Annotated in this window: 15 protein-coding genes; 6 read left to right on the forward strand and 9 right to left on the reverse strand. The window is 38.5% G+C overall.

Annotation, left to right across the window (positions count from 1 at the left end; genetic code table 11):
- Window positions 1-3: 3 nt before the first annotated feature.
- Window positions 4-837: an SDR family oxidoreductase gene (locus tag RFW85_RS04915; protein ID WP_039766441.1), complete on the reverse strand. Its 834-nt coding sequence runs from the start codon at window positions 835-837 to the stop codon at window positions 4-6.
- Between the two features lie 212 nt (window positions 838-1,049).
- On the opposite strand from RFW85_RS04915, the gene RFW85_RS04920 reads away from it, so the two are divergent.
- The 3 genes from RFW85_RS04920 to phoR all read left to right on the forward strand — a co-directional run bounded on the left by RFW85_RS04920 (window position 1,050) and on the right by phoR (window position 4,054).
- Complete coding sequence (locus RFW85_RS04920; protein ID WP_031949648.1) at window positions 1,050-1,721, forward strand: TetR/AcrR family transcriptional regulator; 672 nt, start codon at window positions 1,050-1,052, stop codon at window positions 1,719-1,721.
- Between the two features lie 254 nt (window positions 1,722-1,975).
- Window positions 1,976-2,686, forward strand: a complete 711-nt coding sequence (gene phoB, locus RFW85_RS04925; protein WP_000650776.1) for a phosphate regulon transcriptional regulator PhoB — start codon at window positions 1,976-1,978, stop codon at window positions 2,684-2,686.
- Window positions 2,687-2,695: 9 nt separating this feature from the next.
- Window positions 2,696-4,054, forward strand: a complete 1,359-nt coding sequence (gene phoR / locus RFW85_RS04930) for a phosphate regulon sensor histidine kinase PhoR (protein ID WP_068564604.1) — start codon at window positions 2,696-2,698, stop codon at window positions 4,052-4,054.
- Between the two features lie 69 nt (window positions 4,055-4,123).
- Here the strand turns inward: phoR and RFW85_RS04935 are convergent, their stop codons facing one another.
- Complete coding sequence (locus RFW85_RS04935) at window positions 4,124-5,320, reverse strand: alpha/beta fold hydrolase (RefSeq protein ID WP_216076499.1); 1,197 nt, start codon at window positions 5,318-5,320, stop codon at window positions 4,124-4,126.
- Window positions 5,321-5,562: 242 nt separating this feature from the next.
- Between RFW85_RS04935 and RFW85_RS04940 the strand changes: the two genes are divergently transcribed.
- Window positions 5,563-6,321, forward strand: coding sequence for an AcfC family putative adhesin (locus RFW85_RS04940; RefSeq protein WP_309171216.1), 759 nt, complete (start codon window positions 5,563-5,565; stop codon window positions 6,319-6,321).
- Between the two features lie 72 nt (window positions 6,322-6,393).
- On the opposite strand, the gene RFW85_RS04945 is transcribed toward RFW85_RS04940, so the two are convergent.
- The 5 genes from RFW85_RS04945 to pncB all read right to left on the reverse strand — a co-directional run bounded on the left by RFW85_RS04945 (window position 6,394) and on the right by pncB (window position 11,653).
- Window positions 6,394-6,813, reverse strand: a complete 420-nt coding sequence (locus tag RFW85_RS04945; RefSeq protein ID WP_170247985.1) for a hypothetical protein — start codon at window positions 6,811-6,813, stop codon at window positions 6,394-6,396.
- A gap of 130 nt (window positions 6,814-6,943) precedes the next feature.
- Window positions 6,944-8,164 (reverse strand): acetamidase/formamidase family protein, encoded by a 1,221-nt coding sequence (locus RFW85_RS04950; RefSeq protein ID WP_170247984.1) that lies wholly within the window; start codon window positions 8,162-8,164, stop codon window positions 6,944-6,946.
- 429 nt (window positions 8,165-8,593) lie between these two features.
- A complete protein-coding gene (gene asd, locus RFW85_RS04955; RefSeq protein WP_170247983.1) occupies window positions 8,594-9,445 on the reverse strand; it encodes an archaetidylserine decarboxylase in 852 nt (283 codons plus the stop codon).
- Window positions 9,442-10,290 carry a sulfurtransferase gene (locus RFW85_RS04960; protein WP_032006659.1) on the reverse strand — a complete coding sequence of 283 codons (849 nt, stop codon included), beginning with the start codon at window positions 10,288-10,290 and terminating at the stop codon, window positions 9,442-9,444. Before RFW85_RS04960 ends, asd begins: the two co-directional genes overlap by 4 nt.
- A gap of 148 nt (window positions 10,291-10,438) precedes the next feature.
- The gene (gene pncB, locus RFW85_RS04965; protein ID WP_170247982.1) at window positions 10,439-11,653 is read right to left on the reverse strand and encodes a nicotinate phosphoribosyltransferase; all 1,215 of its coding nucleotides are present in this window, start codon (window positions 11,651-11,653) and stop codon (window positions 10,439-10,441) included.
- A 168-nt stretch (window positions 11,654-11,821) separates the two neighbouring features.
- On the opposite strand from pncB, the gene dtd reads away from it, so the two are divergent.
- Window positions 11,822-12,265 carry a D-aminoacyl-tRNA deacylase gene (gene dtd, locus RFW85_RS04970; protein ID WP_170247981.1) on the forward strand — a complete coding sequence of 148 codons (444 nt, stop codon included), beginning with the start codon at window positions 11,822-11,824 and terminating at the stop codon, window positions 12,263-12,265.
- Between the two features lie 43 nt (window positions 12,266-12,308).
- On the opposite strand, the gene RFW85_RS04975 is transcribed toward dtd, so the two are convergent.
- Both RFW85_RS04975 and aciT read right to left on the reverse strand, forming a co-directional pair.
- Window positions 12,309-12,788, reverse strand: coding sequence for an SCP-2 sterol transfer family protein (locus RFW85_RS04975; RefSeq protein ID WP_033849133.1), 480 nt, complete (start codon window positions 12,786-12,788; stop codon window positions 12,309-12,311).
- 252 nt (window positions 12,789-13,040) lie between these two features.
- Window positions 13,041-13,376: a ciprofloxacin tolerance protein AciT gene (gene aciT, locus RFW85_RS04980; RefSeq protein WP_309171217.1), complete on the reverse strand. Its 336-nt coding sequence runs from the start codon at window positions 13,374-13,376 to the stop codon at window positions 13,041-13,043.
- A gap of 113 nt (window positions 13,377-13,489) precedes the next feature.
- On the opposite strand from aciT, the gene RFW85_RS04985 reads away from it, so the two are divergent.
- Window positions 13,490-13,762 carry a hypothetical protein gene (locus RFW85_RS04985; RefSeq protein WP_309171223.1) on the forward strand — a complete coding sequence of 91 codons (273 nt, stop codon included), beginning with the start codon at window positions 13,490-13,492 and terminating at the stop codon, window positions 13,760-13,762.
- Window position 13,763: the final 1 nt, after the last annotated feature.

Below are 13,763 nucleotides of genomic sequence, written 5' to 3' on the forward strand. Positions count from 1 at the left end.
AAATTATTTCATTAACTTAGTCACAATGGTTGAAGCACGTTGGTATCCGGTCGGGAATAAACGCTGGAATGCATCAAGAATTTTTGCATCACTACCAATCAATAAACGGCGTTTATTTTTCAAAACAGCATCCAAGATTTGACGGGCAGCTTCTTCTGGAGGAGTACGAAGTAGCTTGTCAAAGTTTTGAATCGATTTTGTCGGGTCCATACCTAAACTAGTCAAACTGTCACTCATTTTTGCAGCTTTAGCAATATTGGTGCGAATGCCTCCCGGATGTACGCACAAAGAACTTACGCCACTTTTTTCAATATCCAACTCTTGGCGTAACGATTCGGTAAAGCCACGCACAGCAAATTTAGTTGCATTATAGCCAGATTGGGTTGGTTGAGCAGTTAGACCAAATAAGCTCGAGATGTTAATAATGTGCCCATCTTGAGTTTGCTTAATGAACGGTAAAAATTCTTTAGTACCGTATACGACACCCCAGAAGTTAATCCCAACAATCCACTCTAAATCTTCGTAGGTTGCGCCTTCGACAGTCGAGCCTAACGCAACGCCAGCATTGTTAAAAATCAGGTTAACAGAACCGTGATCTTGCACAGTTTCTTGCGCCCACTGTTTTACCGCTTCACGGTCAGACACATCAAGCTTTTTGGTGGTAACAGTAATATTGCTGTAAGGCTTTAAAAGCTCGACAGTTTGTTGTAATCCTTTTTCATTAATATCACTCAACGAAAGATGGCAGCCCTGTTTTGCCAAAAGAATTGCTAACTGTTGCCCAATGCCAGAACCCGCGCCCGTAATTGCAGCGACTTTGTTTTTAAAATTTTTCATTGTCCATCCTTTGTTTTTCGATATTTGCACAGTCGGTTCATTGCATGTGCAGTTCAGACATCTTCAATATAATTTTGACAATATCCATTGTCAATATAGTACACTGTAATTTCAGATAGAATGGCACAATTCTTCTGAGGGCTTTATCATAGTGAGCATATTTGGCCAAAACCTATAAATTAGGAAACCAATCTTTAGGAAACGACTTATTTATGGCGACTAACGACTCAACCAGTAAAAAGAAAACAAAAAGTGTGAGTAAAGAACGTCAGTTCAAAGGGTTATCTCTATCTGAACGTAAAGAGGCACGCCGTGAAAAACTGATTGAAGCAGGTATTGCGACCTACGGAACGCTCGGTTTTTTTTCAGTGACGGTAAAAGATGTTTGCCAAGAGGCAAAACTCACAGAACGTTATTTTTATGAATCATTTAAGAAAAGTGAAGATTTATTCCAAACCATCTTTTTAAAAATGATTGAAGAATTACAGCAAAATCTGATGCAAGCCGTGATTAAAGCTGCACCCGACCCAGAAAAAATGGTCGATGCGGGTTTAAGAGCACTGCTGACCACCTTAAAAGATGATCCAAGATTAGCTCGTATCATCTATGTCGATGCCGTTTTGGTACAAGAATTACATAATCAAGCCACCATTCAAGAAACGCTTGCGCAATTTGATCGCATGATTCAGGCCTTTGTTATGCTAACCATGCCGCAAATTCAACACCATGAAAATGAGCTCTCTTTAATCGCAACTGGCTTGAATGGATATGTCACTCAAATTGCGATTCGATGGGTCATGGGAGGATTTGAGCAGTCTCTTGAGCAGGTTTTAACCGCATGCCGTATTGTTTTCTTATCCCTATTAGCCCAAGTTTCAAAATAATATTAAAGTTTTTTGACAGCTAATAATCTGAAAAACCGGTTAAGCAATTATGGTAATAACCCATTGAATGAATTTAAGAAGTTTAAAGTTTATATGTCATCATTTGGTCATGCCTTTGCCTTGGTTTTGTCACAAATTATTGCTAAATTCAATTTTATAGACTTTTCTGCAATGAAATTGTCATAATTAATCTTTGTAATAAGCCTGTCATAACTACAAAACGGTTCACCGTTAAATCTATAGGATATTGCGCTGTGAAAGATGACTATATTTTAATTGTCGATGATGAGCTCCCTATTCGTGAAATGATCCATACTTCTTTGGACATGGCAGGCTTTCAGTGTTTACAGGCTGAAGATGCCAAACAGGCTCATCAAATTATCGTCGACCAACGTCCGGCGCTTATCTTGCTTGATTGGATGTTACCTGGAGGCGTAAGTGGTGTCGATTTATGTCGCCGCTTAAAACGTGATGAGAACCTAGCAGAAATTCCAGTGATTATGCTCACCGCTCGTGGAGAAGAAGACCATAAAGTACAAGGTCTTGATGCGGGTGCAGATGATTACATGACGAAGCCTTTCTCAACACGTGAACTGGTTTCACGTATTAAGGCAGTTCTGCGCCGTGCAAATGCATTAAGTGGTGAAAAAACAATTGATGCCAATGGTTTAATTCTTGATCCTGTAAGCCAGCGTGTTAGCTTTGGCAACAGCATTTTAGATATGGGCCCAACTGAATATCGCTTACTTGCATTTTTTATGACCCATCCAGAGCGTGCATATACGCGTGCCCAGTTGCTCGATCAGGTATGGGGCGGTAATGTATATATTGAAGACCGCACTATCGATGTGCATATCCGTCGTTTGCGTAAAGTCTTAGAACCTTTTGGTGTTGACCGATTTGTTCAGACTGTACGTGGAACTGGCTACCGTTTCTCAACACGTGCAGATTTAGCCGCAGGTTAACCAAGATTTATGTATGAACCCTACCCCGTCCCTGAACAGGTACGTGAACAAAAACTTTCTCGTTACAGTAGTTTATGGACGTTTGCCAAACAAGATTTACGGCTTTTATTATTTTTTCTAATTATTGCCGGTTTAGTCGGTTTAGGTGTCGGGTATTTCTGGAGTTGTATTTTTATCGCCTTCGTGGTGTTTTTTACACTCCAGTTGCGTTCTTTATATCTGGTCAATGACTGGATTGCCAATAAACCTTATGATGTGCCTCCAAATCTTAACGGGATTTGGGGTGCATTATTATTTAATGTTTACCGTGCTCAGCGTCAGGAACGAATTGTTCAGGCCGAAATGGTCGGTTTAATTGACCGAGCACAATCTTCCTTAGTTGCCCTTGCTGAGGCCGTAGTTCTAATTGATGATCAACATCAAATCGAATGGTGGAACCCAGCCGCAGAGCGTTTATTAGGGATTAGTCCACTTGACCGTGGCCGAAACCTCTTAACGATTTTACGTCAGCCGACCTTTATTGAATATTTTAACAATATTGATCAGGCACCCGATGGGATTAAACTCCATTCCAATTTTGATGATGACCGTTATGTACAGGTTAAGCTCACTCGATTTGGTGGAGAAAGTCGTTTATTAGTAGCTTACGACGTGACTCGTATGCATAACCTTGAGCAAATGCGTAAAGACTTCGTCGATAATATTTCACATGAACTTCGTACACCATTAACCGTACTGAGTGGTTATATCGAAACATTTACCGATCAGGAAGATATTAGTCCACGCTGGAAACGTGCCTTTGATCAAATGCAGTCACAAACCAAGCGTATGAATGCTTTGGTCAATGATTTACTGTTGTTATCAAATTTAGAAAATAACAAGAAAATTGCGAAAAATCAGATTATTGAAATGCCGAGTTTAATGAATCAATTATTTGATGATGCTCAGGCCTATAATGCCGATTATGGACATACGCTCAATTTACACATTGATAGCCACTGCGACCTGATTGGTTCCGACATGGAAATTGCCAGCGCATTTAGTAATTTAATTACCAATGCCATCAAGTACACGCCAAAAGGTGGAACCATTACCATTGGCTGGCATGATGATGGCGAACATGCTTACTTTAGTGTACAAGACACGGGCATCGGAATTAATCCTAAACATTTACCACGCCTGACTGAACGCTTCTATCGTGTGGACAGCGACCGTAGCCGTCAAACAGGTGGTACAGGTTTAGGCTTAGCAATTGTAAAACATGTGCTTATGCAACACGGTGCGTATTTAGATGTGCAGTCTAAAGAAAACGAGGGATCAACATTTACCGCAGTTTTTCCAAAAGAAAGACTATATAACATGACCTAAAACTATTCCCTGCACATACAAAAAAGCCGACTCATGAAAAGTCGGCTTTTTTGTATTATTTAAACCAATTTACTTAAAATTGGAGCAATACGATTTTGTCTGATTTTTCTCTATTACGTTTAAAAAACTAGTGGCAAAAGTATTGCTCTGGCGTAATGCATCACGATGATCTCCGCCATCAATCGTTTGATATATAGTTGGTTTTTTTAATTTACATAACTGCTGATAATAAGCAGATGTGCCTCTAGGGTCGACTAAATGATCTTTAGAACCTTGAACAATCATTAATGGCACAGTCGGCACCATATTTTCAATGGACTGTTGTTTTAGATAAGCCAGAAGAGGTTTTAAGTCTGCATTAGGCAGAAATATGCTAGAAGGAGACTTCTTCAAATCAGATTGAAGTTCAGATAAACAGCGACTGCGCGCTTGAGTTAGCACCGCATTCATTTCTGCACTGACTAAGTTTTCAGGAACAATACTTGGTTCTGCTGCTTGTGCTCCCAATAACACAATCGGGAAAAATGCTGCCACACTAGGTTCTGGGTTCGGATTAGTTTTCACATATTCTGCAATGCCTTCATATTGATAGCCGCCTGGCGCAAGAGCAATTGCCCCTTTTAAATCTAGTTCAGGTGCATCTTTTTGACCATAGGCAGACACTGCAATTGCCGCAGCCCCACCTTGACTGTGCCCCATCACCAACCACTGTTTATTAAAGCTCTTGGGCTTAAGCAAATGCAATGCACGCACTGCATCGACAACCGTATGTAGTTGGCTCTTTGCATTCATATAAGGATGCCCGCCTGATGTACCTAAGCCCTGATAATCAGGTGCAACAACTGCATAGCCACGTGCAAGCCAACCATCTAAAGCTTTGGAAGCAACTTCTTGATATGAGTGAACTGGTCCACCCACATAGTCACCCGAAGGTGCACAAGTATCAGCAACTCCTGTCGTCCCATGTGCCCAAGCCAGTATCGGCCAGCCATTTTTTGGTGGTGTTCCTTTCGGTAATAAAATAAAAGCCGATGCAACAATAGGCTCGCCCTGAATACCTCGACTACGATAATTAACCAACAAGCGCTGATCTGCATGAGGAAATAAATCTGTCACATCTTGTTGTGCTATCGAGAGTATGGAGCCTGGTTTTTCGCTCACAATTTGCTTACCCAAATCAGTAATTTGAGCAGCCATAGCAGAGCCAGACACCAAACAAATACTGCTAAATAAAATTTTTAAAAAAGAATTACTTTTTCTAATCAAGGGATTACTCCTCTATTATTTACATTACATCTATTTAAATAATTAATTTATAAAATATAAATTACCATAGAATCTTCTATATTTATATTCAACTCAAAATAATTTACATTTATATATAGTCTCTTAAAATCTCATTAAATATATTTCAAAGAAATGTATTATAAATATCGTTGCAAAAATTAATCCAATTTCAATAATAAAAAATATATGCTGATATTTTCTTAATTACTATAGTGATTAAAATGTCAAAACAAAAATTTATACCCTACCTGATTTTTCTTATTCTCGGTTCTCTATCTATCCATAGTTTTGCAGACGTACAAGTCTATGGTCCAGGTGGGCCCGCACCCGCCATGAAAGAAGCCGCCAAACAATTCACCAATAAAACTGGCATAGCAGTCCATGTGACTTCTGGTCCTACTGCTCAATGGTCTGAAAAAGCGAAACTAAATGCAGATGTTATCTATAGTGGTTCCGAAGCCATGATGTCTGATTTCGAAAATACCTTTTCTGAGCAAATTATAAAAGACTCGGTGGAACCTTTATATTTACGCCCCGCAGCCATTTTAGTACGCAAAGGAAATCCTAAAAATATTAAAGGATTTAAAGACCTAGCTAAACCCAATATTAAAGTTTTAGTTACACATGGTGCAGGTCAAGTCGGTATGTGGGAAGATATCGCTGGCAGAACCGGAAATATTCAATTAACAAAAGCTTTTCGAAAGAATATTGCCACCTATGCAGCCAACACAGGGATTGCCAAGAAAAACTGGGAAGAAAATAGCAGCTATGATGCTTGGTTAGTCTTTAATATTTGGGGAGTTAGTAACCCAGATGTTGGACAAATTATCCCTATCGAACCAGAGCTAGTTGTCTATCGTGACACAGGTGTAGCATTAACTAAACATAGTTTAAAAGATGCCGAGGCTAAACGTTTTGTAGAGTTCTTATCGTCTCAGCAAGCTAATGCTATTTTCAAAAAATATGGCTGGACTAAATAATTAAAAAGGGAGCTAAGCTCCCTTTTTAATTTTTAAAATTATTCACTCTAGTTCACTTAGAATATATTCGTTTCAAATTAAATATACGCCTGCGGCATATAAAGCGCCGAGTATTAAACAAAAGGCTGAGCTGACATACCAAAATAAATCACTATTTCCCACAAATTTTGACTTTAACCATGAAAAAGCAAAACCACGGATAAGAAAAACCGCTGAAACAAGTGACAAAATAAGTTTAGTAAATGGTAATACCTGTATTCCCTTTGCTGCAAAGAAGGCATAAATAGCACATACAGTTAGAATTAACCCCACAGTTATAGCTGTAAAATTAGGATACCAGTGCCCTCTTTCAACCATCTGGACAATACTTTTCCCCGCCCCTAAAAACCGAAAACCATTTGCTCCCCAGAACACACAAACAAAATGAAGTAATGCGGCACAGAATGTTAATAAAGCAGCAAGATATAGTAGAACGTTTGGAAGTGATTGCATTAGATTTTATACTAATAAATATGTGTGATATTCATTATACTTAATTATAAATTATATAATACTTATAAATAGTTAAAATAAGATTAACTTGGTATTTAATATTTTAAATACCAAGCTCTGATCATCTCAATTATTTACGCTCAAACTCTTTAAAATCAGCTTTTCTGATTTTTGCATGAATACCTTTAGTTTTATCTACTACTTGTGAAACTTCAAAATCAGTTGCGGCACTTAAATAGGCATACGCTGTCGCTTCATCAATACCGTATTCTTGGTTTAAGAAACGAATGGCTTCACGTGTAGACTTTTTCATGGCTTCATCTAAATCCTCATCAAGTCCCGGCGTAATCCAAAACTCAGCATTTTCAGCTAAGGGTTGTTTTAAATCTTTGCCCGGTATTTTGTCCTTACCTGCTTTGAGTAAGGTAAATTTGAGCGTGGCGCGGGCTGAAGCTTCCAGTGCCGTTAATGCCACCTCTCCGTCGCCTTGCGCGAAATGGCTATCACCCGTATAGAATAATGCACCTTTAACCTGAACAGGATAATACGCGGTTGAACCTGTACCTAGTTCATTAATATCAATATTTCCGCCATACATTGCAGGTGGTACAGAGTGAACCGGCTCAGATGTATTGGCTGCTACCCCCATAATTCCCATAAAAGGATACAGCGGAAAACGTATTGATTTACCAGATTCTGTTTTTAATACCCCTTCATATTCACCTTGTGCATTTTTTTCAATTGGGGTGAAAATCGATACATTTCCATAGCGTTCAGGATGTTCAGCCGATGCATTTTCTTGCTTCGCTTTTTTAGGAAACTCCCCTACTAAAGCCCCCTTACCATGTCGATTTGAAATCACACCGTAAGGAACACGCGGTTCAACTTTAAGTACTTCAACTTTCAAAATATCACCGGGCTGTGCGCCTTCAATGGCAACAGGGCCTGTCACAATATGCGGCCCATCTTTATGAAAATCATGCTTTAAATTTGACTGTGTAATTGTTTTTGCATCTTCCAATATTTGATTAGAATTTACACCCTTCGATTTAAAGAACTTTTCAGCATTACGCCCCTGATCTTCAAGTAAACCTTCATGAGAAACCGTATCGAATGTCACTACACTACCCGACGGAACAGTAAGCACGGGTTTAGCATCTCGATTTGGTAAATAGCCCCATGTAATGGTATTTAAAGTAGAGGGAACATAATAATTACCTTTATATTCGCCACTTTGAAGTTGAGTAGGCTGTTTTGAAATTTGATTTAAAACTTTAAAATCATTGGCATGGGTGAGTGAAATACAAAGTACAGATAAAACCGAAGCTGTCAGGCGTTTAACTTTTAACATGATTTCAGAACCTAAAAAATATGAAAGTTACAGTAAAGTCCTAAACAAGTAGCAAGCATTGTGCCAAGGCTAAAGTGGTGTAATATCAAAAAAGCGCTTCATGGTTATAAAAAATAAATAATTTTTTTAGATTTAATAACTTATCTTCAAATAAAATTAAAACCTCGACTTAAGTCTAACTTAAATATTTCATTCTATTTTTATTTATTAATTTTTAATCATATTAATATTTTTGCTCTCTTCAGATACATATTTATAGACTAGCTCATATAACGTACTCATTTAGATCACTTAATAATAATTATTTTTCTATATAATATAAGTCAAAACATAGTTATATATTTTAATTTTATATAACTTAAATTAAAAAAATAAACCCTGAATAATTAAAGTCAGGGTTTACTTATTTTATGGTGATTATATCGTTTACTAAACTGTATGTCCCATGCGCTCACCCATTACAACCACAGACTCAGCTTTAAAACGTTGTTCCCATTCGATCTTATCTTTTTCAAATAAAATAATGGCTGTAGAACCTAAATAAAAACGTCCAAGCTCAGCACCTTTCTCTAGCTTTAACTGATGATGCTGTAATTCGATACGACCTGAAGGTTTTACCTTGCCTGTTGCCACAGTTTCAATACCAGCAACAATCATCGCCCCCACTAGAACAACAGCCATACGGCCAAGTTCAGTATCAAACAAACACACCATACGTTCATTACGAGCAAATAATCCCGGTACATTTTCAGCAGTGACCTGATTTACCGAAAATAGCTCGCCTGGCACATATAACGTTTCTGTTAAAGTACCTGCAAACGGCATATGAACACGGTGGTAATCGCGTGGTGATAAATAAACTGTCGCGAACTCACCATCTTGGAATGGCTGAGCAAGTTGCGGATCACCAATTAATTTCTCTACAGAGAAACTTTGACCTTTGGCTTGAAAGACTTCACCCGCAGTAATTTTACCAATTTGGGAAATTGCACCGTCCGCTGGTGACACAATACTATCTGCATTTTCATCAATTAGACGTACACCTTCTTTTAATGCACGGGTAAAAAAGTCATTAAAAGATTTATATTTCAGTGCATTGCCTTGTTCAGCAATCGATAAATCAATCCCATACTTAGCTTTAAACGCATGAATAACAGCGTTTTTCACAACTGGATTTTCACTCGCAGCAACTTTACCTACCACACGGCTCAATTGGTGCTGTGGTACAAGGTTTTGTGCCTTAATAAATAATTCTTTTTTTAATCGAGATGTGAAACTCACGAGGGTGATTCTCCAGTAATAATAGGACTATCGAGGCGATTGCCCCATTCACTCCACGCACCATCATAGGCTTTTGCTTCCCAGCCCAAGAGTCTAGCCAGAATATAGGCCAAACCGGAACGGTGATGTGACTGGCAGTACACAACTACAGGTTGTTGTAAATCGAACCCAAGTTGTTCAAGGCGCTGCCGCGTGCGTTCAAGCGGATGCAATTTTAGATGATTTTGACGATTAAGTGCAGTACTCCATTCAAAATGGAGGGCATTTGGAATGTGACCGCCGCGTCGCGCTGCTAAACGGACACCACTATATTCATCACTCGTCCGGCAATCCCATAGTTGCACACTTTCTTGTTCAACTTGTTTGCGTAGCTCTTCATAGTTCACTCTGAACTGAGCAGCATGTGATAAATCAATTTGAATTAAGTCTGTAACAGGAGAAATTTTTTCGACTTCTGCTGTAGTGGGTAAGCCTGCCCCTAACCATGCATGGATACCACCGTTAATTAAACTGGTACGGGTAAATCCTAAGCAATGCAAATTCCAGATTAAACGCCCAGCCCATGCCCCGCCTTCATCGTCATACACTACGACATGATGATTAGGTGAAATATTCAATTTTTCAATAAGTGCTTGTAAACCCGCTTCATCCGGCAAAACACCAGTTGCTTCTTCATGCTGAGCCACTAACCATTTAGGCTGTAAATGAATGGCATGTGGAATATGGAGTTGTTCATAAACCGATGCACGGCTCAAATCTATAATGCGAATATATTCATTGCCTAAATAAGGCACTAATTCTTCTGCTTCTATTAATAAATCGAGTTTAAAATCAGGGAGTGTCATCGTCATGGTTTCTTTTTATACCAGCTTATTTTCAATCTTAGCATAAGCATATATCTAACAAACTCTGATTTTCTGCTACACTTTAGCAGCAAATCAGATATCAGCATTCTCACTTTTAAAAATAAAAAATAGCGAGACTACTTTTTACTTAAACCGCTTCTTCAAGTTCTTCGATTTCAAAAACCTGACGTAAATAGGCCAAGAAAGTATCGTTGTCAGTCATGGTTTTACCCGGACTATCTGAGATTTTCGCAACTGACTGACCATTACATTCAACCAGTTTCAACACAATATTCAGCGGCTTTTGCCCCATGTCATTGGTCAAATTAGTTCCAATGCCAAAACTCACCTGAAAACGATCTTTAAAGTACTGATGCAATTCCCATGCCTTTGGCAAATTAAGGCCATCGCTAAAGGTCAGCATTTTGGTTTTGGTATCAATTTTTAATTTACGGTAATGTGCATACGCCTTATCGCCCCACTCATACGGGTCGCCACTGTCATGACGTAAACCATCAAAGAGTTTGGCAAAATACAGGTCAAAGTCGCGTAAGAAAGCATCCATCCCTACCACATCGGTTAGGGCAATTCCTAAATCTCCACGGTACTCTTGTACCCACGTTTCCAGAGCAGCTTTTTGGAAATCACGCAAACGTACATCAAGTGCCTGAAAAGCTTGTAGGAACTCATGTGCCATGGTCCCGATTGGTGTAATGTTAAGCTCTTTAGCCAGCAACACATTACTTGTACCACGGAACACATTTGGTACAGTTTTATGAAATGCCGCTACGACATGCTTTTGCCATGCAAAGCTATAACGACGGCGTGTACCAAAATCAGAAACTAAAAACGGTGGATCATTCGGCTGTTGAGATTTTTCATATTGCTGAATCAAATCAAGTTTTGCTTGTAACCGGCGTTCGCCTTCAGCCCAAACTTGGTCTGTTTTGATACGGCTAAAATATAACTCGTTTACAATTGCCAGAACAAAAATCTCGAACATCATGGCCTGGACCATTGGACCTTCAATACGAATATCCAAACGACCTTCTGCATCAATGCTAGCCTGAATAAAACGTCGTTTCAGTTGAAATAGTTCTAAATAATCAACAAAGTCACTTTTGATAAAGCGTAATTTACGTAAATATTGAAGCTCATCTTCTTTATATTTAAGGCTACACAAATAGTCGAGTTGCTCGTTTAAATCATCCAAAATATCTACTAGTGGATAGACAGTATCTTCTAAATTTCTACAGCGGAAATGATAGACACTATGGGTTTGCGGGAATTTATGCAAAACCACTTGTAACATCGTAAATTTGTACAAGTCTGTATCTAGTAAAGAATGGATAATTGGAGACATAGTCAATGATTATTCGCTTGCTTCTTAGCATTAAAGCATATTTTTATGGATGAATTGCGAGGTTTTATACCATTGTTGCAGTTCCATGAAATTTCCTTTTAAAAATCATTTAATTTAAATTCTGCTAAACTACGTTAATTCAATTAATTATAGAAATTTGCTTTAACTATGCGCGCTTTAATACAACGAGTTCTTGAAGCCAAAGTGGTGGTAGACGGTGAAACTACAGGCGAAATCCAACACGGCCTACTGGTGTTTTTAGGCATTGGCAGAGATGATAATTTGGCTGTTGGCCAAAAGCTTATTGATAAAATTTTGAAATATCGAATCTTTGATGATGAGCAAGGCAAAATGGGCTGGAACGTGTCTCAAGCAAATGGTGGAATCCTGCTTGTGTCGCAATTTACCTTAATGGCACAAACACAAAAAGGTTTGCGTCCAGACTTTGGCCCGGCAATGCCACCTAGCGATGCAAAAGCATTATACGAACAATTGGTTGAATATACACATTCTCAATTTGAAAACGTTCAAACCGGAATTTTTGCTGCGGATATGAAAGTACACCTCATTAATGATGGCCCAGTAACTTTCAATTTGGAAGTTGAAGCATAGACATAAAAAAACTCCCAAATGGGAGTTTTTTTATGTCTGGCAATTAACGTCCAGTTTTCTCTTTAATGAAAGCACGCGCCTGACGTACTTTTTCTTTTACTGGTTTTGGTAACTTAGGTGGAATGAGCTTAGCGACTTGGTTAAACCATACCAATAGGCTGAAATCACCTTCCATTTTAATGCTGCCGTCTTGCATACCCGTCATAAATGCTGTTGGGTCACCTTTAATCAAAGTTTTTACACCTTGCTCACTGTCTGCGAATTGCAAAATAAAATCAGCTTTCTCAGGTGCACCTGCAACCGTGTCAATTTGACCATTATTAATAATGATCTGACGTGCAACGCCTAGGTCTGTACCAATCTGAATACGGAACGCGCGGTCATGAATCAGTTCAATAAACTTAGGGCTAGTACGCGCCAACTGCTTCATACGCAGCACTAAACCTGCTACCAATAAATCTAACGGGTCTGTACTGACATCAACGAGAGGTAACTTGACTACAGGTATGGAAGAAAGTTTCATGAACATTCACGCCTATTGTATTTTTATGAAAACTTTAGAGCAAAACTTAGCAACGACATACCATTGCCTGTGTTTTATGCATCAATTGATAATTTTTTAGCTGGCAACGCAATCTAGATGAAACGTCAACAGACGCATCTATCGTAGCATAACTGGCTATTTTTTAATAAATGCTTTGTATAATAAAAATCACGTTTCGTAAATGAAAAAGGCATGCTGTGCATACCTTTTTACCGTTAGATAACAATTTAATTATCGGCTAGAACATTGCTGCTGATCATCTTCATATACTGGCGTGTGTTCTATATATTGGCGATTTGCCAATGCCTTTTGTGCTTGTTTATCCTCACGTAACAGAATAAATGTAACCATTACCATCGCTAGACTTAGTGCAGTTAAATAACTATATGTGACTGGCATTTCAAAAGTGACTTGAACTCCAAAACGGACCACTTCCAATAGCCCCCAAAAGAACATCCCTGCAAGCATAAAACCAAGCCAACGACGGTAAGGAGAAAAGAAAACAGCAACAAGCGCGACAGCAATTAAGCTGAATTCGGCGATAGCGGCAAAATTCGCTGTTACCATAGAAACCTCCGTCTTAATGAAAACGTCTAAAAACATTCGGTCTTAAATACCCGACCTCATTCCAAAAACAACTTTAATTCATGATTTGTGTTGAAGCTTACGATGCATTATGGATGTTTTTTTTTAGAAAAAAAGACCCGTTTTTTCTCAATGCGACATACTTTGTCGCAACATTCTTTTGTCATTACATTTTTGTAAAATTCAAAAAGTTCGATTCCCTATATAGCATCAATTCTGGCGTGTCATTACAAAAAAATATGCTGTTTTTAAGGCCCCAAATAAGTTTTTTTCAGATTTTTTTATTGCCTTTTTTCTGTGCAAAATTTTGTCATAACTTGCTTGTTTTTATGACTATTCTGCATAAAAAAAGCGCTACTCTGAAGTAGC

It is taken from the genome of Acinetobacter sp. 12966 (assembly GCF_031196995.1).
GTDB lineage: Bacteria > Pseudomonadota > Gammaproteobacteria > Pseudomonadales > Moraxellaceae > Acinetobacter > Acinetobacter geminorum.